This window comes from Actinoplanes sp. NPDC051513 (assembly GCF_044454685.1).
Taxonomy (GTDB): domain Bacteria; phylum Actinomycetota; class Actinomycetes; order Mycobacteriales; family Micromonosporaceae; genus Actinoplanes.
Genome location: NZ_JBITDW010000007.1, coordinates 137,282 through 162,288, shown reverse-complemented (window position 1 = coordinate 162,288; position 25,007 = coordinate 137,282). Strand labels below are relative to the sequence as shown.

The 25,007-nt window shown below is 69.3% G+C and carries 21 protein-coding genes and 2 tRNA genes; 15 read left to right on the top strand and 8 right to left on the bottom strand.

Annotation, left to right across the window (positions count from 1 at the left end; all coding sequences use genetic code 11):
* Window positions 1–62: 62 nt before the first annotated feature.
* The 4 genes from ACIA5D_RS23735 (at window position 63) to ACIA5D_RS23720 (ending at window position 5,461) form a co-directional block, all read left to right on the top strand.
* Window positions 63–2,051: a hypothetical protein gene (locus ACIA5D_RS23735; protein ID WP_396032342.1), complete on the top strand. Its 1,989-nt coding sequence runs from the start codon at window positions 63–65 to the stop codon at window positions 2,049–2,051.
* A gap of 126 nt (window positions 2,052–2,177) precedes the next feature.
* The gene (locus ACIA5D_RS23730; RefSeq protein ID WP_396032341.1) at window positions 2,178–2,387 is read left to right on the top strand and encodes a hypothetical protein; all 210 of its coding nucleotides are present in this window, start codon (window positions 2,178–2,180) and stop codon (window positions 2,385–2,387) included.
* A 270-nt stretch (window positions 2,388–2,657) separates the two neighbouring features.
* The gene (locus ACIA5D_RS23725) at window positions 2,658–3,101 is read left to right on the top strand and encodes a hypothetical protein (protein WP_396032340.1); all 444 of its coding nucleotides are present in this window, start codon (window positions 2,658–2,660) and stop codon (window positions 3,099–3,101) included.
* 227 nt (window positions 3,102–3,328) lie between these two features.
* The gene (locus ACIA5D_RS23720) at window positions 3,329–5,461 is read left to right on the top strand and encodes an acyltransferase family protein (protein ID WP_396032339.1); all 2,133 of its coding nucleotides are present in this window, start codon (window positions 3,329–3,331) and stop codon (window positions 5,459–5,461) included.
* Window positions 5,462–5,484: 23 nt separating this feature from the next.
* Here the strand turns inward: ACIA5D_RS23720 and ACIA5D_RS23715 are convergent, their stop codons facing one another.
* Window positions 5,485–6,108 (bottom strand): TetR/AcrR family transcriptional regulator, encoded by a 624-nt coding sequence (locus ACIA5D_RS23715; protein WP_396032338.1) that lies wholly within the window; start codon window positions 6,106–6,108, stop codon window positions 5,485–5,487.
* An 87-nt stretch (window positions 6,109–6,195) separates the two neighbouring features.
* Between ACIA5D_RS23715 and ACIA5D_RS23710 the strand changes: the two genes are divergently transcribed.
* From ACIA5D_RS23710 to ACIA5D_RS23700, 3 genes are all read left to right on the top strand, one after another.
* Window positions 6,196–6,864: a hypothetical protein gene (locus ACIA5D_RS23710; RefSeq protein WP_396032337.1), complete on the top strand. Its 669-nt coding sequence runs from the start codon at window positions 6,196–6,198 to the stop codon at window positions 6,862–6,864.
* The gene (locus ACIA5D_RS23705) at window positions 6,861–7,544 is read left to right on the top strand and encodes a DUF4166 domain-containing protein (RefSeq protein ID WP_396032336.1); all 684 of its coding nucleotides are present in this window, start codon (window positions 6,861–6,863) and stop codon (window positions 7,542–7,544) included. Before ACIA5D_RS23710 ends, ACIA5D_RS23705 begins: the two co-directional genes overlap by 4 nt.
* 162 nt (window positions 7,545–7,706) lie before the next feature.
* Entirely contained in the window at window positions 7,707–9,656 is a 1,950-nt protein-coding gene (locus ACIA5D_RS23700; protein WP_396032335.1) for a cell wall-binding repeat-containing protein, read from the top strand.
* 174 nt (window positions 9,657–9,830) lie between these two features.
* Here ACIA5D_RS23700 and ACIA5D_RS23695 read toward each other — a convergent pair.
* A tRNA-Arg gene (locus ACIA5D_RS23695) sits at window positions 9,831–9,906 on the bottom strand.
* Between the two features lie 36 nt (window positions 9,907–9,942).
* Window positions 9,943–10,033: transfer RNA gene (locus ACIA5D_RS23690), tRNA-Ser, on the bottom strand.
* 929 nt (window positions 10,034–10,962) lie between these two features.
* Between ACIA5D_RS23690 and ACIA5D_RS23685 the strand changes: the two genes are divergently transcribed.
* On the top strand, window positions 10,963–11,739 hold the full coding sequence (locus tag ACIA5D_RS23685) for a hypothetical protein (RefSeq protein WP_396032334.1): 777 nt from the start codon (window positions 10,963–10,965) through the stop codon (window positions 11,737–11,739).
* Here ACIA5D_RS23685 and ACIA5D_RS23680 read toward each other — a convergent pair.
* Window positions 11,684–12,457 (bottom strand): CPBP family intramembrane glutamic endopeptidase, encoded by a 774-nt coding sequence (locus ACIA5D_RS23680; protein ID WP_396032621.1) that lies wholly within the window; start codon window positions 12,455–12,457, stop codon window positions 11,684–11,686. The genes ACIA5D_RS23685 and ACIA5D_RS23680 overlap by 56 nt on opposite strands.
* Window positions 12,458–12,590: 133 nt before the next feature.
* Here ACIA5D_RS23680 and ACIA5D_RS23675 point away from each other — a divergent pair, with 133 nt between their 5' ends.
* Window positions 12,591–13,706, top strand: coding sequence for a globin domain-containing protein (locus ACIA5D_RS23675; protein WP_396032333.1), 1,116 nt, complete (start codon window positions 12,591–12,593; stop codon window positions 13,704–13,706).
* Here the strand turns inward: ACIA5D_RS23675 and ACIA5D_RS23670 are convergent.
* The gene (locus tag ACIA5D_RS23670) at window positions 13,690–15,207 is read right to left on the bottom strand and encodes a peptide deformylase (RefSeq protein ID WP_396032620.1); all 1,518 of its coding nucleotides are present in this window, start codon (window positions 15,205–15,207) and stop codon (window positions 13,690–13,692) included. The genes ACIA5D_RS23675 and ACIA5D_RS23670 overlap by 17 nt on opposite strands.
* Before the next feature lie 362 nt (window positions 15,208–15,569).
* Between ACIA5D_RS23670 and ACIA5D_RS23665 the strand changes: the two genes are divergently transcribed.
* Window positions 15,570–16,286, top strand: coding sequence for an IucA/IucC family C-terminal-domain containing protein (locus tag ACIA5D_RS23665; RefSeq protein WP_396032619.1), 717 nt, complete (start codon window positions 15,570–15,572; stop codon window positions 16,284–16,286).
* Between the two features lie 156 nt (window positions 16,287–16,442).
* On the opposite strand, the gene ACIA5D_RS23660 is transcribed toward ACIA5D_RS23665, so the two are convergent.
* On the bottom strand, window positions 16,443–18,002 hold the full coding sequence (locus ACIA5D_RS23660; RefSeq protein WP_396032332.1) for a tannase/feruloyl esterase family alpha/beta hydrolase: 1,560 nt from the start codon (window positions 18,000–18,002) through the stop codon (window positions 16,443–16,445).
* A gap of 239 nt (window positions 18,003–18,241) precedes the next feature.
* On the opposite strand from ACIA5D_RS23660, the gene ACIA5D_RS23655 reads away from it, so the two are divergent.
* The 4 genes from ACIA5D_RS23655 (at window position 18,242) to ACIA5D_RS23640 (ending at window position 21,948) form a co-directional block, all read left to right on the top strand.
* Window positions 18,242–19,198, top strand: coding sequence for an NBR1-Ig-like domain-containing protein (locus tag ACIA5D_RS23655; RefSeq protein ID WP_396032331.1), 957 nt, complete (start codon window positions 18,242–18,244; stop codon window positions 19,196–19,198).
* Between the two features lie 141 nt (window positions 19,199–19,339).
* Complete coding sequence (locus tag ACIA5D_RS23650; protein WP_396032330.1) at window positions 19,340–20,182, top strand: peptidoglycan-binding protein; 843 nt, start codon at window positions 19,340–19,342, stop codon at window positions 20,180–20,182.
* Between the two features lie 53 nt (window positions 20,183–20,235).
* Window positions 20,236–21,021 (top strand): peptidase inhibitor family I36 protein, encoded by a 786-nt coding sequence (locus ACIA5D_RS23645; RefSeq protein ID WP_396032329.1) that lies wholly within the window; start codon window positions 20,236–20,238, stop codon window positions 21,019–21,021.
* A gap of 6 nt (window positions 21,022–21,027) precedes the next feature.
* Window positions 21,028–21,948, top strand: coding sequence for a SpoIID/LytB domain-containing protein (locus tag ACIA5D_RS23640; protein ID WP_396032328.1), 921 nt, complete (start codon window positions 21,028–21,030; stop codon window positions 21,946–21,948).
* A 52-nt stretch (window positions 21,949–22,000) separates the two neighbouring features.
* Here the strand turns inward: ACIA5D_RS23640 and ACIA5D_RS23635 are convergent, their stop codons facing one another.
* Window positions 22,001–22,735, bottom strand: a complete 735-nt coding sequence (locus ACIA5D_RS23635; RefSeq protein WP_396032327.1) for a TetR/AcrR family transcriptional regulator — start codon at window positions 22,733–22,735, stop codon at window positions 22,001–22,003.
* Window positions 22,736–22,823: 88 nt separating this feature from the next.
* On the opposite strand from ACIA5D_RS23635, the gene ACIA5D_RS23630 reads away from it, so the two are divergent.
* Entirely contained in the window at window positions 22,824–24,251 is a 1,428-nt protein-coding gene (locus ACIA5D_RS23630; protein WP_396032326.1) for an MFS transporter, read from the top strand.
* Between the two features lie 7 nt (window positions 24,252–24,258).
* Here the strand turns inward: ACIA5D_RS23630 and ACIA5D_RS23625 are convergent, their stop codons facing one another.
* Entirely contained in the window at window positions 24,259–24,996 is a 738-nt protein-coding gene (locus ACIA5D_RS23625) for a class I SAM-dependent methyltransferase (RefSeq protein WP_396032325.1), read from the bottom strand.
* Window positions 24,997–25,007: the final 11 nt, after the last annotated feature.

Below are 25,007 nucleotides of genomic sequence, written 5' to 3'. Positions count from 1 at the left end.
CGATCACGCATGGCCCGCTCGACACGACTCCGTTACCAACCTCGGTTAGGCTCGCCGATGCTATGACGATTACGGGTATTGACTCGACAGGCCAGTCGGCCGGCGGGAACGTTCTGCCGCCCCGTCAAGTGACCGACCCCGGGGACCTGGACGCGGAGCTGCTGGCCCTGGGTACGGAGGTTGAGACGGCAGCGCCGGTCTCCCCCGTACCCACTACCGAGGCTGCCCCTGAGCAGCAGCAGGAGCCCTCGCGCCGCTTGCGGGTGTGGCGCCGGCTCAACTGGCGGGACGTTCTTGCGATAGCGACTTTCGTCGCTGTGGCGCTCTACCTGACCATGCCGCTCTGGCTCAACCTTGATCATGGATCGGCCGACGATCCACAGGATCAGGCTTTCTTTGAGTGGATGCTCGCGCATGGCGCGAGAGTCCTCACCGACGGCGCCTATCCGTTCTTCTCCGATCGTATGAATTACCCCGATGGGGTGAACATGATGGCCAACACCTCGGTGTTGGCCGTTTCGCTGCCGATGGCGCCGGTCACTCTGCTGTTCGGTCCGCATGTGGCGTTCAACGTATTTCTCACTTTGGCGTTGTCGCTCACCGGTATCTCGTGGTATTTCGTGCTCTCCCGGCAGTTCGTGAGTTCCCGGCTCGCGGCTTGGGTGGGCGCTCTCTTCTGCACATTCGCGCCGAGCATGGTGTCGCACGCCGGCGGCCACCCGAACATCGTCTCGCAGTTCCTGGTCCCGCTGATCATCTGGCGTACGCTGCGGCTCCGCGAGCCCGGACGCGCCCTGCGCAACGGGTTGATCCTCGCCGTCCTGCTGGTCTGGCAGGCCTTCATCAACCTCGAGATCCTGTTCATGACCGCGGTTGGCCTGGGCGTCTTCTGCGCCATCATGGCGATCGCCCGCCGCAAGCAGCACCGCGGCGAGTGCCGCGCTTTCCTGCGCGGCCTGCTGATCGCCGCCACCGCGTCTCTCGCCGTGCTTGCCTATCCGCTGTCCGTTCAGTTCTTCGGGCCGCAGAGCTATCACGGCCTGCCGCAGTTCGTCCGTAACTTCGGGGCGGACCTCGGCTCGTTCACGGCCTATTCGAGTCGATCGGTCGCCGGAAACTCGGTCGTGGCCGAGCGTCTCGCCCAGAATCCGCAGGAAGAGAACGCATTCTTCGGCTGGGGACTGGTCATTCTCTTCTTCGGCCTGATCGTCTGGATGCGGCGTTCGATCACGGTTGTCGCGCTCGGCGTGGTGGCCCTGCTCTACGCCGCGATGTCACTGGGTCCGCGAATTTTCCTTAACGGCATCAATACCGGTGTTCTGGGCATCTGGGCTGTTCTGCACAGCGTCCCGGTGCTCAACTCGGCCGTGCCGACCCGCTGGGCCATGGCCATCGCGCCGGCCGTCGGCATCCTGCTCGCCATCGGCGTCCAGCGCGCCTTCGACCTCGTCAAGTCGCAGCCGTCCGCCCGCGGCCCGGTCCGGGTGGCGATGATCACCGCGGTCGCCATGGCGCTCGTGCCGCTCGTGCCGACCCCGCTCGAGACCGCGCCGATCGCGCCGACCCCGACGTTCGTCACCTCCGGCGCCTGGAAGCAGTACGTCGACGACAACCACACCGTCGTCACGCTGCCGCTGCCCGATTCGGGCTACCCCGACCCGATCCGGTGGAGCGCGTCGACCGGTCAGGACATGCGCATCGCCGGCGCGTACGCGCTGCTGCCCAACGAGAACCCGCTCAACCCGAACGACCGCACCGCGTTGTTCTCGCCGCCGTGGCGGCCGACCAGCGGACTGATGGCCTCGATCAAGCAGGGCAACCCGATTCCCGAGGTCAACGACACCCGCCGCGAGATGACCCTCGCCGACCTGCGCTACTGGAAGGCCGGTGTGATCTTGCTGACCCCGCAGGTCCGCGACATCGAGATGCTGCGGGTCATGTCCGACCTGGTGGGCTTCGAGCCGACCTGGACCGGCGGCGCCTGGGTGTGGGACGTGCGTCAGCTCGTCGACGACCCCAACGCGGTGCTCACCGGCCCCGACATTTCCTGATGGGGCGGCGGTCGTCTGACCGCCCCCCACAGTTTCCTCGGCTCGGGGCAGCGGCCTGGCCCGTTTCGTGCAGTTTCCCGGCGCGGGCGCGAGCTTCCCCGGCTGTGCGCCCGCGCCGGATTCCGGGTGCGCGCGGTCGAGCCGGTCGCCATGCTCTTCCGTGACTTCGACACGGCCGACCGGATTCTCGGCCTGCGGCGCAACACCGAGCGGGCGGTTCAGGCGGGCGCGTTGCTCGAGGCCGTTGCCGATTCATGGGTACGCCGTCAGCAGAGCGGCCCGGTGCTGGCCGGCTTCACCTTCTACCTGACTCTTGCCGAGGCGCAGCATGCGTGAGCCTTCGGGCACCACTGTGGCGTACGTCGCCCTGGCTCGGGGTTCTTGCTCAGGTGCCGCGGGTGCGGGGGACAAAAACGCCCAAATACGACCGACGCCGTGGATATCACGCGGCCATCGTCCGATTTAGAGATTTTGGGCGATGTGCCTGCTCTGGCGGGTGCCCGCTATTAGTCACTGGATCGTTATCGGGTCGTGCCCCGGGGGCGGTTACCGTCGGCGACCAGGGGGAATGTCAACGGCCCTTGATGATCTTTGGGGGAGGATCAAATGACCGCCGTGGCGGAAACGGATGTTTTGCGGGGGCGCAAGGCAAAAATCCGGCAAAGGGAACTGCTCCTGATCTTGGAGCAGTGGGGGCCGGCGTATCGGAACGTGGCGGGCGAGCGCCTGCACTACGTCTTCGAGATCGCCGCCGCCACCGACGAGGAACAGGCCTGGCTGCGGGAACACATCGCCAAGAACGGGATGCCGGAGTCGGGCCGCAGCGCCGAGGAGATGCGGGCCGAGGGCGGGCGCGCCAATGCGTCGGCCAGCGGCGCCTTTCTTTCCGGCGACTACGACCGCGCCCGCGACCTGATCGATGAGGCCCGTGCCTACGGGGCCCTCTTCGAGGGAGAGTGGGAGCGGCTGCACGAGTTCATCTCGACCAAGGCATCGGGCGTGAAGGCGGCGCCGGCCGAGAGCGTCGAGCAGGAGGATCGCGCCGAGTAGCGCGGTCGTCCGCAACGGAGCCCCCGTCCCGTCGGTCAACGCCGGGACGGGGGCTCCGTGGCGCTTACGTCGTAGCCGGGTCGTGAACGGCACGAATGCAGGCGGTGAACATCGATCCTGGTGAGCCTTACCGGGTCGCCCTGTGGGCGCGCCGTGGGTAACTTGTGCGGCGATTGTGAATCGCGCGTCTCGGACCTCGATCGCCGCTCAGCAACTGGAGTAGCCCCATGGTGTCCACCACCATCGAAGTCCGGGAAGCCCCGGCGCCCCCGCCTCCCCGCCGGGCGGAGGGAGCCCACATCGGCTTCCGGCCGGACATCGAGGGTCTGCGCGCCATCGCCGTGACGCTCGTCGTGCTCAGCCACGCGGGCATCAGCACGTTCGCCGGCGGCTACGTCGGCGTCGACGTCTTCTTCGTCATCTCCGGTTTCCTCATCACCACGCTGCTGCTGAAGGAGCTGAACAAGACCGGGAAGGTCTCGCTGCCCGGCTTCTACGCCCGCCGCGCGATCCGCCTGCTGCCGGTCTCGACCGTCGTCGTGGTCGCGACGCTGGTCGCCACCTGGCTCTTCGTGCCGGCGACGCGGTTCAAGTCGATCTCGCTCGACGCGCTGTCCAGCACCTTCTACGGAATCAACTGGCGGCTGGCGTACGAGGGGACGGACTACCTCAACGCCACCGCTGCGCCCTCGCCGCTGCAGCACCTGTGGTCGCTCGCGGTCGAGGAGCAGTTCTACCTGGTCTGGCCGCTGTTGCTGCTCGTCGTCTGTGCCGGTCGCCGGGCGGGCCGCCGGGCGGCGATCGCGCTGAGCGCGCTCGTCGTGGCATCGCTGTTCGTCAGTGTCCAGCAGACCGCCAACGCCGCGCCGTGGGCCTACTTCGGATCCCACACGCGGGCCTGGGAGCTCGGCATCGGCGCGCTCGTCGCGGTCGCGGCCGGCCGGCTGAGTCGTACGCCCAAAGTCTTTGCCGCCGTGGTCACCTGGGGTGGCCTGGCCGCCGTGCTCGTCGCCGCCCTGCGCTTCGACGAGTCGACGGCCTTTCCCGGGTACGCCGCCCTGCTCCCGGTGCTCGGCACCGCCGCGGTGATCGCCGGCGGCGCCTCGGCGGACGGCTGGGGGGCCGGCAAGCTGATGGGGACCGCGCCGTTCCGGTTCATCGGCAAGCTCTCGTACGGCTGGTACCTGTGGCACTGGCCGGTTCTGATGATCTGGCCGCTCGCGTTCCTGCGCGACGCGGGCGTCAAGTCGAACCTGGTGTTCGCGGTCGGCGCGCTCGGCCTCGCGTTTCTGACCTATCACCTGGTCGAGAACCCGGTCCGCATGCGGCCGTGGCTGCGCTCGCGGGCCCGTCGTGGCCTGACCCTCGGCCTGATCCTCTCCGCCTCGGCCGCCGCCCTCGCACTGCTCGCCGGGCAGTTCACCCCACCCATCCCGACCGGACCGGCCAAACTCGACATCGCGGCGGACATCAAGGCGGCGACGGACCCGCAGGCCCGGCTCGCCGAGCTGATCGGCAGCTCGGTCCACAGTTCCAAGCTGCCGGAGAACCTCACGCCCGAGCTCACCCGCGTCGGCAACATCAACTCGAGTCTGTACGAGGACCAGTGCTTCCTCAGCTACTGGACCGAAAAGATGGAAAAGCCCTGCGTGTACGGCGACCCGAACGGCGCCAAGACGATGTTCCTGATCGGCGACTCGCACGCGGCTGCATGGTTTCCGGCGCTCGACCAGGTTGCGCACGATCGGGGCTGGAAGCTGCTCCCGCTGGCCAAGGCGTCCTGCCAGGTGCCATCGGTGCTGAACTTCAACACCGTTCTGCACCAGCCGGACACCGGATGCGTCAATTTCCGGGAGCAGGTCCTCGGCCGCATCGTCGCCGAGAAGCCGGAGATGGTCGTCATGTCGTCCAACGACACCGACAACGGCGGCATCTACGACAAGAACAACCAGCTCATCGAGCGCGGTGGTCAGCAGGACAACGCCGCCTGGATCGACGGCTGGCAGAAGACGTGGACGAAGCTCGAGGGCGTCCCGCGGAAGGTGCTGATCCAGGACACCCCGTACCCCACGGGTGTCGCGCCGGAATGCGCGGCGACGAATCCGCGCCAGCTCTACAAGTGCGACCGTCCGCAGGCCAACGCGACCTACGAAGCCCAGCGACGGGCGATGGTCGCCGACAAAGCCGCACAGAACGGCATCCAGGTGATCAATCCGCTGCCGTGGTTCTGCGCGAGGCAGACGTGCCCGATCGTGGTCGGCAACACCCTCGTCTACAAGGACAGCAATCACATGTCGGTCGCGTACTCGCAGGCTCTGGCGCCGGTTCTGGACGAGGCGCTCTTCTCCGCGGGCGGCTGACACCGCCGCTCTTCCTCGCGGGGTCAGCCGACGCGGCGCAGCTTGGCGCGCAGGGCGCGGCGGGCGACCGGGCCGAGGTCGTCCATCACCTCGAGGAGGACGGCGAGGCGGTCCAGCGAGTCGAGCGCCGTGGCGGCCGCCTCCGGGGCGACCCCTTCGTACAGCTCGAGGCCGATGAATGCCGCGCTCACCGCCCGCGCCAGGCCGGCGGTGTCGATCAGGCCGGCCGCCGGGGAGGTGGCCAGCAGCCGGTCGAGGGTCTGCTCGATCGGGACGATCCACAGGTCGAGCGCGGTCGCGGTGGCTTCGGCCAGGTGGGCGTCGTTCTGGGCGCCGGCCAGCATCTGGGCCAGCACCATGACGTTGCCCTGTGCGCGCTCTTCGGTGTGCAGGTCGCGGCCGAGGGCGAGTAGTTGCCGCAGATCGTCCACTCGGCCGAGGCGGTCGGCGAACGCGGCGACCCGGGCCTGGGTGGCATCGAGGCAGGCGGCCCGGAGCAGGTCGCTCACGCTGCCGAAGTGGTAGAAGACCAGCCCCTGGCTCACGCCGGCGGTGGCCGCGATCGTACGAGCCGAGGTGCCGGCGATGCCGTGCGTGCGGATCGTCTCGATCGCGCCGTCGATGAGTCGCTGTCGAGTGTCGGCCACGGCACCACCGTACGCAGTCTTGAGCGATCGCTCAAACGTGGGTAGGGTCCGTCTTGAGCGACTGCTCAAACTGCCGTCGGGGAGGTCATGGTGCGGATCTACGTCGAGACACTGATCCGGGCCGACCTGGGCGAGGTGTGGCGGCACACGAAAGACCCGGGGAGCCACGCGCGCTGGGATCTGCGCTTCACCCGCATCGAGCACATGACCGCCGAGCGCTTCCGGTATCGGACGACGGTGCTACCCGGAGTGCACATCGACGGTTACGGAATCACCACCGGTGAGCAAGAACGCCCGGACGGCAGCGCTCTGTCGGTGCTGCGGTTCGGTTCCGCCGACCGGCGGTCCCTCATCGCCCGGGGCGGCGGCTATTGGCGATACGTGCCGGCTCCCGGGGGCGTGCGCTTCCTGACCGCGTACGACTACCGGCCGCGCTGGGGCCGGGCGGGCCGGCTCGCCGACTGTGTCTTCCGGCCCGTGTTCGGCTGGGCGACGGCGTGGTCGTTCGATCGGCTGCGGCTATGGCTGGAAAGCGGCGTCACCCCGTCGGCAAGCCGGTGGTGCTGGCTCGCCGAGACCGCGGTCCGCACCGGCCTGGTCGTCATGGCCTGGCGGTTCGGCCCGGTCCCGCTGATCGCCGCGTTCGCCCTGCCGCCGTCGCCGTGGACCCCGGCCGCCCGGCGATGCCGCCGGCGTCCGCAGAGCAACCACTGCGGCCCCGGCGCCGCGCTGAACCAGAAGGCAGGACGGGCTTGAACGCCATCTTCGAGCAAGCGCTGGGCGACGACTTCGACAAGCTGCATCCCGAGATGCGACGGCGTTTCAGCGTTTCGGCCGCGGCCGGCACCGCCTGCGTGGGTACCGGGGTGATGGATCGGGTCTGGCACGGCGGCCGCCATCTCGTTCCCTTCCTGCGACTCGGGGCGGGCCGGCACATCCTGTTCCCCGAGCGCGGCACCGACGTGCCGTTCACCATCGAGAACTACGGCTACCGCGACCGTCTCGGCCGGGAAACGGTGACATTCGTACGCACCTTCGAGATGCCCGGCGCCCGCCGCCGCCGTTTCGACGCCACGATGATCTACAGCCCCACGCGCGGCGGGATCGTCGACTTCCTCGGCACCCACCAGCACCTGGCGGTGGACCTGCGGGTAAGCGTCGACGCGACCGGCGGCCTGCACATCCGCAGCGGCGAACAGCGCCTGACCGAGGGCTTCGTCCGGTGCCGGGTGCCGGCCGGGCTCACCGGCACGGCAACCCTGCACGAGTGGTACGACGAGGCGGCGGCACGCTTCCGGATCGACGTCCGGGTGACGAATCCCCGCTTCGGCCCGATCTTCGGCTACACCGGCAGCTTCACTACGAAGTATGTGAATACCAGCACGGCGCCGGTGCCGGCCGCGGCCCTGCCATTGCGTGAGAATCCGAACGACTAGCGCTCCGTCCACGCTGGACTGCCCGAATCGATGGGCCTGCATTTTTTGGGGCAGTGTGGGCGATCGAGCCTTCCTATACTCGGCTCGCGTCGATTGAGCTACCACGAAAAAACGGGGAAAGAGTTGACAACTTCATTCGGTAGGCCAAGAACCATCGTGGCCGTGATCGCGGCCACCGCCGTCGCCGCGCTGGGCGGCGGAGCCGCCGCCCAGGCGAGCTTCTCGGCCGACGGCTATGACACAGACAACAGGGTCTACGTCAGCAACGGCGGCGCCGGGGTCTTCCGCGAGGGCCAATCCACCCAGCACCCGATGGTGTGTGAGCCAACCTGCATCGAGGCCACGGTCGCCGACCTGCAGTGGTCGGCGGACGGCAGCCGGGCGGTCTTCATCAACCAGTACAACCAGATCCAGACCTACGCCGACAGTGGCGCCGAGTGGTGGGGTCCCACCCCGCCGGCCGGCACCCAGCGCAAGTCGCCGACGTTCGACTCGTCCGGGCGCTACATCATCTGGTCGGAGCGGTCCGGCCCGACGCAGCCCTGGCATCTGCAGATCGCCCGGGCGTCCGGCTCGTTCATCGACGGCGGCCGCCAGTGGACGCCGGACGACGGGTACAACTACACCAACCCCGACGCCTCTTTGGACGGCTACGTCGTCTACCAGCGCAACGCCGACAGCGGCGGCCAGCCGACCGGCACGCCCGAGGTCTGGCTGGCCGACGTCGACACCGGCGCGAACAAGAAGATCCTCACCGACGCGAGCCAGCCCACGCTCGGCACCGTATTCGCGGGCGATCATGGCGGTCCGCTGGCGTTCGTCCGCTCCGACGGGCAGCACCAGCAGATCTACCGGTCCAAGCTGGACGGATCCGGCGTCCAGCAGCTCACGACGGACGCCGCCGACCACTCCAACCCGATCTGGGCGCCCTGGGGTGAGTACCTCGCCTACAACGTCAACGGCTACCAGAACGCCCGGGTGAAGGAGGACGGCAGCCCGGCCGCCGCGATCTCCAGCCCGCTGGGCGTCCCGACCTACCGCTGGGCAATGCACGGCCACGGCTACCGCCTGTTCGGCGACACCAGGTTCGACACTGCGGTCAAGACCTCCCAGGCGTACTGGGGTGCAGGCAAGGCCGAATCCGTGGTGCTGTCCCAGTCGGACGTGTTCGCCGACGCGCTCGGCGGCTCGGCGCTGGCCACGGCCAAGCACGGCCCGATGCTGCTCACCGGGGCGAAATCGCTGAACGCCCTCACCGCGGCCGAGATGCTCCGGGTTCTGCCCAAGAACGGCACGGTCTACCTGCTGGGCGGCCCCGCCGCCATCTCGGGCGACGTGGAGGGAACGATCCGGTCGCTCGGCTACACCAACATCAGGCGTCTGGCCGGCGCCACCCGCTACGAGACCTCGCTGGCCATCGCCAACGAGATCAGCACCACCCCCGAGATGATCCTGATGGCCAGCGGCGCGAACTTCCCGGACGCGCTGGCCGCCGGTGCCGCCGCCGGTGCGTACAACATCAAGGGATACAAGGCGGTGGTCGTACTGACCAACAACACCACGCTGACCGCGGCGACGAAGGCGTACCTCGACGCACACTCGAGCGCGAAGCTGTTCGCCATCGGCGGCCCGGCCGCCACCGCCACAACCGGCCGGCCGAACCTGACCAAGATCGTCGGTGCCACCCGCTACGAGACCGCGGCGAAGGTCGCCGACGTGTTCTTCCCCGGCACCCACTACGCCGGCGTGGCCTCGGGCGAGAACTGGCCGGACGCGCTCGCCGGCGGCGCCCTCCTGGGCACACTCGGCGGGCCGCTCCTGCTGTCCAACCCGAACGTGCAGGCGCTCAACCCGGCAGCCGCCGCGGCGTTGCGCGACCGTTCCGCCGCCATCGAGACGCCGCTCGTCTTCGGCGGCACCGCCGCGGTGAACGACCAGCAGGCCTTCGAGATCAGCGACATCATCCGCGGCCACCAGCACCACGACATGGACCCGAACCCCACCGGCCTCCCGCTCCCGCCGGCCGACGGCTCGATGGTCCTGCAGCCCGGCTCCGCAAAGGCCGCGGCAAAGCCTCAGCTCGGCACGCCGGACGCGGTTGGCAGGCGCTGATCCCACCCAACCCACCGCCGCAAGCTATTAGAAAGCGCCACCGCCGGGCCTCCCGGCTCATGGGAGGTCTTGGAACGGTCAAGTGCTGCGGGCCAGCGGCTAAATGGCGCCTATAGAGGATGGGAACGGAGAAGGCCGTCACCCGCGCTTCCGCTGGTGACGGCCTTGTCGATCTGGCGCGCCCGAAGGGACTCGAACCCCTAACCTTCTGATCCGTAGTCAGATGCTCTATCCATTGAGCTACGGGCGCTCAGTGCTCAGCCAGCATACACACCGGCCTGACACGCGGAGACTCCGGGATTCGAACCCGGGAGGGGCTTTAAAACCCCAACCGCATTAGCAGTGCGGCGCCATAGACCAGACTAGGCGAAGTCTCCTCAGCAGCCCTCGAGCTGCCGACGCTTGAGGATACCGGACCCGGTCAGGGCCGCACAAAGAGGTTGCCCACCTCGCGCGCGGCGGGCTTGCGTAGCCGACTCCAGCAGGTGAAACGCCGTACTTACGACTAGGCTGCCACGGCATGGAGGAGAAGCCGCCCACCGAACGTCGCGGTCGTACCGCGCGGCCCGCGTTCAGCGCGCCCGCGCAGCCCGCGCCGGAGGAAAAACCGTCCGCGCCGGCGCCGCGTCGTGCCGCCAAGGCGGCCCCGGCGGTCACGTTTCAGGCGCCGAGTGCCGAGAATCACCCCGACGAGGGTCCGGCATCTGCCGAAGTTTCCGGCCGTTCCTCACAAAGACCACCATTTCGTACGCAGCGGCGCTCAGCCGACGAATCTGCGGAGGGAGCTACTCCCCGCAAGGCGCGGCACCCACGGCCGTCGTCCGAGGGCCGGGAGATCCCCACCCAAGCCAGCTCCCGCCCAGCGGCTGAGGGCGCGCCCCCGCCAGAGCCGTCGCCAGGCGAGACTCCCGCAGCCGAGGCCGCGCCCACCCCCGCAGCCGAGCCGGCCCCGAAGCCGGCCAAACGCACCCCCGCCAAGAAAGCCACCCCCGCAAAGAAGGCCACCCCCGCAAAGAAGGCCAAGAAGGCCACCGCCCCTGCGAAGGCGACCACCCCCACGGAAAGCGCGCCTCCGAAGGCAGAGCCCGCGCCCGCGAAGACGGAGCCCTCACCTGCGAAGGCAGCGCCCGCAGTCGCGAAGTCAGAGCCCCCGCCCGCGAAGAAGGCGGCCAAGCGCGCCCCGCGCAAGGCCGCTCCTGCGAAGGCCGCGGTCACCGGGCCCGAAGAGCTCGCCAAGGCCGTAGAGCCCGCCGCACCCGCAGAGCCCGCAGCAGTCGAGGCACCCGCCGCGGTCGAGGGGCCGGTAGTGGTCGAGGAGCCGGCCGCGGTCGAAGCGCCGGCCGTAGTCGAGGCGCCAGCAGCGGTTGACGAGCTGGCCCTGGCCGACGAGCCCGCCGCCGCCCTTGCGCAGCCGGAGCTTCCCAAGCCGCAGAAGACCCACCCCTGGTCCAAGCTGATAGCCAACCCCGGCCACGCTCCGGAGCTCCTGGCTCTGGCCGCCGTCCAGACCTTCGGCCCCAAGGCCCGGTCCTGGGCCGCCCGGACCCGCGACTCCTACCCCACCGCCTCTGACCGCGCCCTGGCCCGTCTCGCCAAGCAGCAGTTCACCCGCTTCGGCGGGCTGGGCAGCATCTTCGGCGCGGTCGCCGGCTCGTACGCCCCGATCACCCTGCTCGGCAGCGCCGCGATCACGCACGCCGAGCTGATTCTGCACCTGGCCGCCGCGTACGGCCTAGACCCCACCGACCCGCAGCGTGCCGTCGACCTGCTGGTCATCACGCGCGCCCACGCGACGAAGTCGGATGCCGAAGCCGCCCTAGCCGCCGCCGCCCGCCCGGCCTACGAGAACGGAGGCCTCAGCGACGCGGTCTGGCGCCTGGGCCGCAAGGTCGCCGCGCAGACCGGCGGCTGGGCAGCTCTGCGCCTGGCCAACCGCTACTTCCCGGGCACGAGCCTGCTGGCCGCGGTCCTCACCAGCACGGCGTCGGCCCAGACCGTGGCCGCCCGAGCCGAGGCCTATTACCGCCCTAGATCCAGGTCAGCCATGAATGCGGCAGCAACTGGTACCCCACGAACGCCGTGATGTCGAGCAGGCTGTGCGCCACGATCAGCGGCATCACGCGCTTGAACCGCAAGAAGAACAGTGCGAACACCACCCCCATGACCGCGTTCCCCACGAATGCCCCGAACCCCTGATACAGGTGGTACGAACCCCGCAGTACCGCCGACGCCACGACCACCCACCCCAGGGGCACCGCCATCGACTTCAGGCGGGTGATCAGATAGCCGACGACGATCACTTCTTCGAGCACCGCGTTCTGGATGGCGGACAGGATCAGCACCGGCACGGCCCACCACACCGGATTCAGGGCCGCCGGCACGATGCGGGCGTTCAGGCCGAGCAGCTGTGCCACGTACACCAGAAGCAGCCCGGGAATCCCGATGCAGGCGGCAAGCAACGCGCCCCAGCCCGCGTCGAAGCCCGGTCGTGAGGCCGTCAGGCCGAGCGTCTGCCGTACGTTGATGCGATCGCGCATAAGCAGATAGAGCGCCAGCGCAACCGGCACCAGGTCGAAGATGATCCCGAGCAGCTGGTACGTGAGGTCCAGGTAGGGCCGCGGCGACTGCGACGCGTTGAGCACCGCCGCCTGCTGTGACAGCGGCTTGCCCGCGGTGAGCTTGGCGACCAGCGACACCACCGCGTAGACCGCCGACTGGCCCAGCGACAGCAGCAGCACGATGACGATCTCGACGGTGAGGACGCGACGCCCGGGAACAACTCGATCAAGAGTCACGCGCACCACTTTAGGAGTTGGAAAGACACCGCCCGCATAAGCACAAACGGACCTATCCCGGCAAGCGACGCGCCGCACACTGAGACGAGTCGCACTTTTCGTGCGTCGCATTGGCGGCTGACATGACCACCCTGAATTCATGGGAGACCTCGCACGCTTGCTCAAGGAGAGCTGGAGCCTCGTCGAGGAGCATCAGGACAAGGTCGCCGGCTACTTCTACGCCCGGATGTTCCTGTCCTACCCGGATCTGCGGGACCTGTTCCCGGTGCACATGGACATGCAGCGATCCCGCCTGCTCAGCGCGATCGTGACCGCGGTGCAGACCCTCGACGATCCGGAGAAGTTCGACGACTACCTGCGGGGCCTCGGACGGGATCACCGCAAGTTCCACGTGGAACCGGAACACTACGAGGTCGTGGGGGGCGCGTTGATCGAGGCGATGCGGACGTACGCCGGCGAGCAGTGGGGCATCGAGTACGACCAGGCGTGGGCCGACGCGTACGCGGTGATCGCCTCCCGCATGATGGCGGGCGCCGACGCCGATCCGAACCCGCCCTACTGGTACGCCGAGGTGGTGTCGCACGAGCGCCGCTCGCAGGACATCGCCGTCTTCTCCGTCCAACCGCTCCAGCCGCTCGAGTTCCGCGCCGGGCAGTACCTCAGCCTCGAGTGCCCGAAGTATCAGCCGCGGCTCTGGCGTACCTACTCGGTGGCGAACGCCCCCCGGCGCGACAACACGCTCGAGTTCCACGTGCGGGCCGTGGGCGCCGGTTGGGTGTCGAGCGCGCTCGTGCGCCGCCTCGCGATCGGCGACATGATCAAGCTGGCCGCGCCGATGGGCACCATGAACCTCGACCGGCGCTCGACGCGGGACGCGGTGTTCATCGCGGGCGGCACCGGGCTGGCCCCGATCAAGTCGCTGCTGGAGGAGTTGACCCGCTACAACCGGACCCGCTGGGTGCATGTCTTCTTCGGGGCGAAGAACCGGGAGGACCTCTACGACCTGGCGGATCTGAACCGGCTGGCGGCCCGCTATCCGTGGCTGTCGGTGGTGACCGCGTGCAGCGACGACCCGACGTTCCCGGGCGAGCAGGGCAATATCTCCGAGGTGGTGGCCCGGTACGGCCCGTGGAACGACCACGACTTCTTCGTCTCGGGCTCGGGGCCGATGGTGCGGTCGACCCTCAAGACGCTCTCGGAGCTTCAGGTCCCCTCAATCCGCGTAAAATACGACAGCTTCACGGATATGACTTGATGGTCTGCTGGTACACCGCGACCGGCACCAGATGCGACTCGGCATCCATCCGATCCACGTAGAGCCGGCCCTCGAGGTGGTCGATCTCGTGCCCCACGAGCCGCGCCATCGCTCCGTCGAACGACGTGATCACGCGGGCGCCGTCATAGCGCGCGTGCTCCACCTCGATCCGCACCGGGCGCCGCACCAGCCCGCGGTAGTCGAAGAACGACAGGCATCCTTCGTACTGCTCGTCGCGTTCGGTCGACTCGCCGACCACCCGGGGGTTGAGCAACACGAGGGGAGACGTCCCGCCCACCACCGCGGCCGCCACCGATCGGCCGATCTGCGGCGCGGACAGCCCGACGCCGTGGCTGAAGTCGTGCAGCTCCGACAGCCGGCCCAGCGCTACGAGCAGCGCGTCCACCGCCTCGCGCGCGGCAGCGTCCTCGCGCGGCAGCTGGAAGTGGCGGGCACGCTGCCGCAGCAGGTCGGAGCCGCGCTGCACGATGCCGATGCCGCGCATCTGCCGCGAGGCCCGGGGGCGGCCGTTCAGCTGGGCGGGGGCGAATTCCGCGTACGAGGGCGCGCCCACCCCCCGGAACCGCCACTCCAGCCGGTAGCGCGCGTTGAGCTGCGGCGCGTCGGTCGACCATTCGAAGATCGCTCGATCGTCCGAGTCCGTCCGCTCCAGCGGGGTCCGGACCGGCACCTCGGCCGCGAGCGACGTCTCCACACCCCAGACCTGCGGGTCGAACCCGGTCGGGAAGTCGAGTCGCACGGTCAGGCGCCGGGTCGGGAGCCGAATCGCCCGTTGAAACCACTGTCCCCACTTCTCGACGCCGACCGTGTACGAGTACTCGATCACCGTCCGTTCGCCGGGGTAGAGCGGGAACTGCCCTCTCTCGTTCGCGAAGAGCAGCCACACCTCCTTGGCCGCGTCCCGATCGAGCTTGACCCGCCACTGCATGGGCTCGGTGGCGTCGCCCTCGCCGGCCACGGCCGAGAGCGCCATCTCCTCGAAGGTCAGCGGGTGATCGCGGTGGTGCCGGTTGGAGCCGGACGGATCGTGCGGGTAGCGGTCCACGGCGATCTTCACGAGGTACCGCGTGACGGGCTCGGCGCCCGCGTTGTAGAGGCTGCGGCGGACTCGGCAGCGATACTGTCCGTCGTCGTACCGGAGCTCGGCGACCTCCTGCTCGACGATCAGGCCCGTTCCCGGGGGCAACCACTGCACCGGCACGGGTGGGTCGCGATGCAATGTCGTTCCTCGCGCGTGGCGAAGCTCGTCGTACTCCTGGAAGCGCTGCCAGATCACCCCGCCGGCGCTCAGCACCGCTTCCGCCCGGCGGGCAAAGTCTTCGGTTGGCTTATGTCGCCGCCCCTCGACGTGGCTCACATAGGACGGATCGAAACCCATACGGGCGGCGAGCTGCTTCTTGCTCATCCCGCGTTCGACCCGCCAATGGGCCAGCGCCGTCACAAATTGGTCAGCGGCCCGCTCGACGGGCGAGGTGGTCATCATCGATGTCCCCTTCGCGACGAGAAATTAAGTGTCACCGCCGTCTCGTGTCCGCAAGGTGCTAGTAGCGCGTAGCCGACAGATACCTTGACGAATCCGGCAACGCGTCGACGCCGAGTTAGGCAACCCTCGCGGTGGGTATTCGTCCGAAAGATCGGGTTGGCTTCGTTGGTTAGGCTAGCCTTAGAGGTGTACGGTAAGTCGTCTTGGAGCACCGGACGCAGGGTTGTATCGACGAGGTATGGCGAGGTGAGAGCGGTGACAAGGGTCTATGTGTCGCCGCGGAGTGGTAGCCGTCCGTGACGACCACCACCACTCTCGAAGCACGCCCGCTGTCCCCGATCACGGCGACGCTGACGGCAATGTTCGGCACGAGCACCGAGATTCCCGGCCTCGCCCCCGACCTGGTGGTGCCCGACCCCGCGGCCTGGCGCCCCACCTCCCTGCTGGCCGGCGACGCGCTCGACCTGCTGCTGGAGGCCGCCGGCACCCGCTGGAACGCTCAGCCCCACGCCGCCGCCGCGCTGGCCTGGAAGGCGTACACCTATTGGCTGGCCCTTCCCGCGGTCCTGGGTTACGCCTCGGCTCGCCGCATCCCGCTGATGACCGGCGCCAACGTGCTCATGCACTTCCGCGACCCGCGCCCCCTGGTCACCCTGGGCCTGCACCCCGACACGCCTGTCGCGGTCCTGCCGACCGACCCGCTGGCGCTCTCCGGACTCCCGCAGGTCCGCGTGGTCCCCGACGAGGAGGCCCTGCTGGCGGAGCTCCGCCGCTCTCTCCTCGACGAGCATCTGACGCCGCTGCTCAACGCCATCCACGACCGGGTCCGACTGGGCAAGCGCACCCTGCTGGGCTCGCTCTCGTCGGGCGTCGCCCACGGAGTTCTGCGCAGCGCCGACGCCATCCCCGGCTCGTCGGTCGCGACCATCGCCCGCCTGCACCAAGCGCTCGGCGTGGAGGACCTCATCGAGCTGGTCCCCGACGCCGCCGGCCGGCTCGACGTCCAGCGCAAGACCTGCTGCCTGGCATTCACGCTGCCTCAGCCCAAGGTCTGCCGCGGCTGCTGCATCAAATAAAAGCCCCTCTACACGTACGAGGTCGGCAAAGCACCCGCCGCGGCGCCACGCGCCGTCGTTGGTCACCCTCCGCGCGCGGCCGCCGGGCTGTCCCGGCGGGTCAAGACCGTACGGCGGCCCCGGCTGGTTGCCGGGGCCGCCGCGTACGAGCAGGTCTCAGCGGCAGTTCGCCGCGGAGTACTTCGCGATGGTGCGGGTGGTCTTCCCGTCCGGCGTGGTGGTGGGAAGGGTGGCCGGGGCCTTGCCCTTCTCGACCCAGTTGACCAGGGCGGCCAGGTCGGCCCCGGGGTTCACCAGCCCACCGGTGCTGAAGATCGCGGTCCCGCAGTGGTCCACGCCCGGCAGCAGGAACACGCGGTAGAAGTCGTCGACGCGCTTGTCGCCACCGAGCTCGGCGTCGACGCGCTTGCGGTAGTCGACCGTGCCCTGGGTCGGGATCAGCTGGTCCGACTGGCCGTGCCAGGTCAGCAGCTTGCCGCCGGACTTCGCGAACTTCGACAGGTCGGGGTCGTTGTCGGCGATGATGCCGTCGTACTGCTTGGTCGCCGAGTTGAAGAGCTGCTCGAACGACTTGTAGGTCAGCTTGGTCGCGTCGAACGACGGGTTCTTCGTCACGAAGTACTGGGCCCAGAGCGCCGGCACCTGGAACGGGGCGTTGTAAGCGGCGATGAACGTGAAGATCGAGCCCTTGTTCTGCCCGTACCAGAGCTTCTTGCCGGACGTCGTCGTCGGACCGGCCCAGATCTTGTTGACCGCGTCGGCCAGCGCCTTGGTGATGGTGAGCTCGGCGCCGTTGCAGAGGACCTTCGTGCCGACCAGGCGACGGGCGTCCCACCTGCAGTCCTGCGGGTTGTCGATAACGCCGTCCTTGACGCCGTCGAGGGTGTCACAGGCGGCGATCGCAGCGGTGTTGAAGGCGGTCAGCTCGCAATCGGTCGGCGCGACCTTCTCCTCGTTGAACACGGCCTGCGACCACAGCGTGGCGATCTCGAACCGGTTCCACTCGATCCCCGGCGCGTTGGCCAGGATGCCGTCGAAGTCGGCCGGGTAGTTCTGCGCCTCCGCGTACCCCTGGCGGCCGCCGGTCGAGCAGCCCGTGAAGTACGAGTAGCTTGCCGCCCGCTGGTAGAACCGGCTGGTCACGTCCTTGCCGATGACCGCGAGGTCGTGGACCGACCGCGACGCGAAGTTGGTGAGCAGTCCGGTGTTGACCTTGCCGTCCGCGGTGAGGCCCCAGCTGGCGTCGAGCCCGGTCTTGACGCCGGCGTCGGTGGCCGCGCCGGCGTACCCGCCCTTGACCGCGCTGATCAGCGGGATGCTCCGGTCGCTGACGTCACCGGCGGAGTACGCGCTGCCCCCGGTGGCTTGGAAGCGCCCGTTCCAGTTCTTCGCGTCCTGCGGGAGCGAGATCTTGATATTGACGGTGTCGTTCGCGCCCGGGTGGGTCACCACGACGTTGATGTCGCACCAGGCCGGCACATCGTTGATGTCCGCCTGCGGTGGGTACGCGGTGGGGAAGGAGAAGTTGCCCCCGGCCCGCGCGACCGCCTTGACCGACACCACTTTGGTGCCCGACGGCGCGGAAACGGGAACGGCGGCACAAGTGGTGGCGGCGGGCGTGCCGCCGGCGGTGGCCGCGCTGGCGGCGGTCGCCGGCAGGAGAGCTGCCGCGGCCGGGACCACCGCGGCCATCAGGAAGATCATGCGTCGCTTCATGCTGAACACCCTCGGATGAGGGCGGTGCCCCTGGCCCCAGGGCACAACCCTGGCCCGAACCCTGGACCGGACCTCAAGGTGGAACACGCCGGGTTCTCCGTCACACACCGATGAACCCCCGGCCGGATCGGCCCTGCGGATGCTCTCGATCCCGGGGCGTGCGTCGGCACATTGATAGACGTTGACGCCCTTCGGTAGCCTCTGACATTCCTGACAACGGTGTCTGACATGGGGGATGGATGGAAGCCCAGCGCGCTGCCACCGAGACGAAACAGCAGGTCACGGCAGCCGCGGGCTTTGCCGAACAGTTGCGGGGCCTGCGCGCCGGGGTGGGCGATCCGTCGTTCCGGAAGATGGCCGGGCGATCGGGGCGGATCTCGCACACGACGTTGCACGAGGCGGCCGCCGGGACCAGGTTTCCGTCCTGGGAGACGACGCGCGAGTTCGTTCGGGCATGCGAGGCGGACGAGGCCGAATGGCGGCTTCGATGGGAGGACGCTCAGCGCACGATCGTTCCGGACACTGTGGACGCCAAGCCAACCGTCGTCACGCCAACCGTCGTCACGCCAACCGTCGTCACGCCAACCGTCGTCACGCCGTCGGAGTTCGTGCCGGCGGCCTCGCGGACGCTGGAGCTCGCGGCGCCCCGGCCCGTGCCGATCATGATCACGGTTGCGCGATGGCACTGGTGGCGGTGGCTCGCCGCCGCCACGGTGGTGGCGGCGATCGTCGCGGCCCTGGGCCTCACCAGCCGCGGCCGAGAGCGGGAGGATTCCGGCGCCGCGGCACCTTCACCGGCGCCGTCGGCCGGTTCCTCGGCCGCGTCGTCCGATGCGTTGATCGCGGGGGACGCGAGCCGGTTCGTCGGCGATGTCACCATCCCGGACGGTACGCGGGTGAAGGTGAAGGCCCATTTCGTGAAGGTGTGGGCGATCGCGAACGTCGGAACGGTCGGCTGGCACCACCGTTTCCTGGCCCCGGCCCAGCCTGCCGGGGACGACAACGGCTGCCAGGTGCCGAGCCGCGTGGAGATCGGCGACACGCTGCCCGGCGAGCAGGTGATGATCAGCGTTCCGGTCGTCGCGCCGAGCCGGCCCGGGCGGTGCTGGGTCAGCTGGAAGATGGTCGACGAGAACGGACGGGCCTACTTTCCCAGCCGCCGTCCGGTCTACTTCCTTGTCAACGTCACCGACTGAAACTGACAACACCGGTATCCACAGAGGTCAGTGGCTGTCGTACAGATCTGACAGGTCATCGGGGGTACCGAACACCAGATCCCTTCTCGCAAGGTGATGTCCGTTCCGAACGGGACGCACCACCTACGAGAAGGATCGACCATGCGCCGTCCCCTGCTAGCCGCCGGCCTGGCCGCGCTCTGCGTGGCCGTCGGCGTCCCGGCCCACGCGTGGGCCTCGACGTCCGGCACCGCGGCCACGCCGGCCGTCGTGAACATGGAGGCCACCGTCCTGGCCGCCCAGATCGACCCCCGGCGGGCCGATCACACCTTGACCCCGGGCGCCAAGGACTCCGTCCTGGCCGTCGAACAGGCCCTCGAGGCTCTGAACCTGCTGGACCCGCAGTGGGTCGACGGCTACTTCGGCACCACGACCGTCGCGGCGTACGCCGCCTACCAGAGCTCGCTCGGCTACTCGGGCCTGGCCGCCAACGGGCTGCCCGGCGCGACGTCGCTGACCAAGCTTGGGCAGAGCCGGTTCACGGTCACCAACAAGATCGGCCCTGGGGCGCAAGTCCAGCGCGACGGGTACGTCGTGGACGCCCGCGCCCAGGCGATGCTCACCGCCGCCGAGCGTCTGCTCGGTTACGCCCTCACGCTCGAGCAAGGCTCCTACAACCCCGGGGGCGACCCGACGTCGGCCGGTACGCACGACGGCGGCGGCGTGGTCGACATCTCGGTCACCGGCATGACCGCGGCCAAGCGCACCGCCGTGGCCCGCGCCCTGCGCAAGGTCGGCTTCGCCGCCTGGGTCCGGGATCCGAGCCAGGGCGACTGGCCGTGGCACATCCACGCCGCGGCGATCAACGACACGGACCTGTCCAGTCAGGCCCAGCACCAGATCGGCGACTACTACCTCGGCCTGAACGGCCTGGCCAACCGTGGCCCGGACGACGGCCCGCAGGTCCCGATCCACACCTGGGAGCAATACCAGCGCGGGCAGTGACCGCGCGCAGTCATCCCTCCGACCGAAGAGCACCACCGACCGAAGAGGACACCATGCTGCATCTCCGCAAGAACCTCGCCGTCGCGGGCATCGCGCTGGCCCTGACCACGTCCGTCCTGAGCGTCGCCTCGCCGGCGTCGGCCGCCGGCCGCGACGGGACCTGCGACAGCGGCGAGTTCTGCTACTACTACAACAGTGGCGAGACCAGCTCGATCTCGGACTTCACCGAGTCGGTCGACGACTACGGCACGACCCAGCCGACCTGCTACGAGTTCAAGGGCGCCGGCAACGGCCAGGGCCTGTGCGTCAAGAACAACGCCGCGTCGGTGTGGAACCGCACCAGCAAGACCGTGGTCGTGTACTACAACAGCAACTTCGGCGGCGCGAGCCAGTCGTTCGCCGCCGGCGCGAAGGGCAACCTCAACGCCACGCTGAAGAACAACAACGCCTCGCACGACATCGGCGGCTCCAGCGGCGGCACCTTCCCGGCCGACCCGCGCGCGTCCGAGGCCGTCGCGTTCGCCAAGGCACGGCTCGGGCACACCGACTGGAACAACCAGTGCGAGCTGTTCGTCGAGCGGGCGTTCGGCACCAGTGGCCGGTTCGCCACGGCGATCGCGCACTACCAGTGGCAGAAGAGCAGCGGGCGCATCCACACCGGCTCGGTGCCGCCGGCCGGAGCAGCGGTGTTCTTCACGTCCACCACGTCGGCCGGCCACGTCATGCTCTCCATCGGCGGCAACAGCGCCATCAGCACCGGACCGAGCGTCTACCAGACCAGCACGTTCCGGCAGCGGTCCGATTACCTGGGCTGGGCGTACGTCCCGAGCGGCTGGTAACCCGCGATGCGTACACGGATCGGAATTCTCGCCGTCGCGATTTCGGCGCTCGTGGGAGTCATCGTGGCGCCGGGGGCGGCATCGGCTGCCGAGCGCGACGGGACCTGCGACAGCGGCGAATTCTGCTACTACTACAACAGCGGCGAGGCCGGCTCGGTCTCCGACTTCACCGACTCGGTGGACGACTACGGCACGACCCAGCCGACCTGCTACGAGTTCAAGGGCGCCGGCGCGGGCCAGGGCGTGTGCGTGAAGAACAACGCCGCGTCGGTGTGGAACCGCACCAGCAAGACCGTGCGGGTCTACTACAACAGCAACAACGCCGGGGCGAGCCAGGACTTCGCGCCGGGGGCGAAGGGCAACCTCAACGCCACATTGAAGAACAACAACGCCTCGCACGAGCTGCTGTCGTCGGGGCCGACGGGCTGCAGCACCGACGGCACCAACACCAAGCTTCCGCGCACGATCCTGGTCTACCGGGTCAGCCTCGGGCGCGTCGACCGGGTGGACTTCAAGACGTACGTCAAGAACGTCCTGCCGAACGAATGGATCAGCAGTTGGCCGTCCGCCTCGCTGCAGGCCGGCGCCATGGCGGTCAAGAGCTACGCGTGGTACTGGGCGCTGCACTCGACCCGCAAGACCGGGGGCGGACTGTGCTACGACGTCCGGGACGACACGGCCGACCAGGTCTACCGGCCGTCGTCGGCCCTGTCGTCCACGTCGGCCGCGGTGGACAGCACCTGGTCGGCCCGGATGACCCGGAGCGGGAACATCCTGCAAGCGCACTACTGCTCGACCACGACCGCTTGCGGCGCCTGGGTCGACGGGAACTGGATGTCGCAGTACGGCTCCCGTGATCTTGCGAACGGGGGCAGTGGCTACCAGACGATTCTCCGCCACTACTACAGCGGCATAGCCCTCAGCTGAGGTCACGCGCCGCCCACCGCATCCCCCCGCGGTGGGCGGCGTGCCGTACGGATCACGAGATCGGCAGGCCGTCGAGCATGAGGCCGAGGGTGAAGTCGAAGCGGTCGTGGATCGTGCCGGCGGTCAGCTCGGCGGCGTAGCGCTTGGTCTGGGGGAAGGTGTCGGGCAGGGCCGCGAAGCGGGTCAGGAGCTCCTCGCGGCTCACCACCCAGCCGTCTTCGGGGCGGGATTGGCGCTTGGCCGCGAGGGAGACCTCGAGGCTGTACGCGTTGACATACAAGGTCAGGGAGTCGATCGCCCAGGCGGCGGCCGGCGGCGGGACGCCGCCGGCCAGCAGGATGGCCAGCATGCCCTCGCTCACGCGCAGCGTGTCCAGATTCGACGGGGCGGCGGCGAAGGCCGCCCGGGAGATGCCGGGGTAGCGCAGGTACTGGTCGCGCAGCTGGGCGCAGACGCCGGTGAGCTGCTGTCGCCAGCGGGCGGGGTCGGGCTCGGGCAGGGTGATCTCGGCACAGAGCCGGCCGATCAGCAGCTCGTCCAGGTCTTCCTTGTTGACCACGTGGGCGTAGAGCGACGACGAGCCCGTCTCCAGCACGGTGGCCACCCGCCGCATGGTGAGGGCCTCGTAGCCCTCCCGTTCCACGATGCCGAACGCGGTTTCGATGATGGCGTCGACGGTGATCGGCTTCTTGTGCCCGCGGGAGGGGCCGCGCCGGCCCGCGGGTGTGCTCGGGCCGGCGGCGAGCTGGTGCCGCGCGGCGCGCCGTTCCTCCGGGGTCGGTGACATGTGCGGAGTCTAGCGGTCTCCGAGAACAGTGTTCTGCATCATACGATCAGCGCTCGTATTAATCCGAGCACCGCTCTACTCTGGGACGGTGCTCGTATCTACTGAACTGCGGAAACCAGAGTCACTGCGGGCGGCCTGGGTGGCCCTCGCCGGGCTGTCGTCCGTCTTCCTCTTCGAAATGCTGGACAACTCGATCCTGAACGTCGCGCTGCCCACGATCGGGCGCGACCTGCAGGCCTCGACCGTCGCGCTGCAGTGGGTGACGGGGGCGTACGCGGTCGTCTTCGGCGGTCTGATGCTGGCGTTCGGCGCGCTGGCCGACCGGGTCGGCCGGCGGCGGATCATGCTCGTCGGGCTGGCGCTGCTCGGCGTCGCCAGCCTGGCGACCGCCTTCGTCACCACGGCCGGGCAGCTGATCGCCGTCCGGGCGGTGATGGGCGTCGCGGCGGCGATGACGACCCCGGGGTCGGCGGCGCTGGCCTTCCGGCTGTTCGAGGACGACGGGCTGCGCGTACGGGCGATGACGCTCATCTCGACCGTCGGCCTGGTCGGGCTGGCGATCGGGCCGACGGCCGGCGGCCTCGTGCTCGCGGTCGCGCCGTGGCAGGTCCTGCTGCTGGCGAACGTCCCGATCGCCATGTTAGCGATCATCGCTATCCGGGCCGGCATCGCCGGGGACGACCCGGCCGGCCTGCACCGCGATCCGGTGGATGTGCTCGGCGCCGCGCTGGGCACGGCGACGATCGTGCCCGCGCTCGTGGCGCCGACGCTGTTCGTGAACGAGGGCAGCGGCATCTGGGCGCCCTGGACGGCCACCGTCGCGGCCGTGGTGGCGGCGATCCTCTTCGTCCTCCGCGAGCGCTCGGCCCGTTATCCGCTCCTCGACCTGAAGCTCGTCGCGCGCCCGCTCGTCTCCAGCGGCCTGGCGTACAAGGCCGCGGCCGGGCTGGCCACCGCCGGCGTCGGCTACCTGGTGACATTGCAACTGCAGCTCGACTGGGGGTGGTCGCCCGCGCTCGCCGCCGTCGGGTTGCTGCCGCAGGTCGTCGTCCTCGTCGGGGGCGGCGCGTTCGTCAATCCGTTCGTGCGGCGGGTCGGTCTCGAGCGGGCCGCCTGGCTCAGCGCCTCGTCGGTCGTCGTCGGGCTCGCCGTCTACGGCCTGCTGGGCCGTTTCGGATACGTGTGGGTCGCGATCGCGCTCGTGTTCGTGGCGGCCGGAATTCGGGTGGTCGGTGTGGTGGCCGGGGTCAACGTGCTCCGCGGTCTGCCGACGAACCGCACGACGATCGGCGCGGCGCTCACCGACACCGCCACCGAGGTCGCCAACGGCGCCGGCATCGCCATCGCCGGCACCATCCTCGCGGTGCTGTTCACCGGCGACATCGCCACACCGCACTGGACCGCGCAGCAGTCCGCGGAGTTCGAACAGGCGGTCACGATTGCCGGTCTCGTCCTTACGGTCGTGGCCGCGACGCTGGTCGGGTGGGCCTTTCGCCGTACGCGAAAGCGGTTTTGACGGGCCGTCAGTAGCCCCGACGGGGCGCGCGGCGGGCGGTGACCAGCCATGCGCGGGAGTCGAACCAGACGCCGTCGTCGGTCAGGTGCGCGGCGAGCTTCTCGCGCAGGGTGGCGAGCGAGTGCGGGGTGGCGGCCTGGGCGCAGCTGAAGCCGCGGACAAAGCGGACGGCCGCATCCAGGTCCGGGCCGTAGCAGACCGGCCGCTCGACGCCGGTGAAGGCGACATCCCCGAATCCCGCCGTCTGGAGAATCGCTCCGGCGGCGCGCGGATCGGCCAGGGAGAACGGCTCCGGCCCATCCAGCGTGGGCCCGAAGGCCTCGCGGAGCGCGACGTCCCATGCGTTCCTCTCGGCGGCCTGCCAGACGATCATCGCAAGGCGCCCGCCGGGGACCAGCGCGCGGCCGATGTTCGCGAACGCGGCCACCGGGTCGGCGAAGAACATCGTGCCGAATCGGCTGGTCGCGATGGTGAATCGAGCCGGCCCGAAGTCGTACGCCTGGGCGTCGCCGACCTCGAAGCTGATGTTGGTCAGCCCGTCCGCCGAGGCGAGACGACGGGCATTCTGAACGGATATTTCGGAGATGTCGACGCCGAGCGCGCTCCCGGCGGTCCGGGCTGCGTCGCGGGTCGTCTGTCCGGTTCCGCAGCCGACGTCGAGAACATGATCGTCACGCCGCAGGTTCCACGCCCGGTGCAGCGGCTCGTTGTACAACCGCAGCTCGGCGTCGTAGTCGATGGTCACGCCCACAGGTT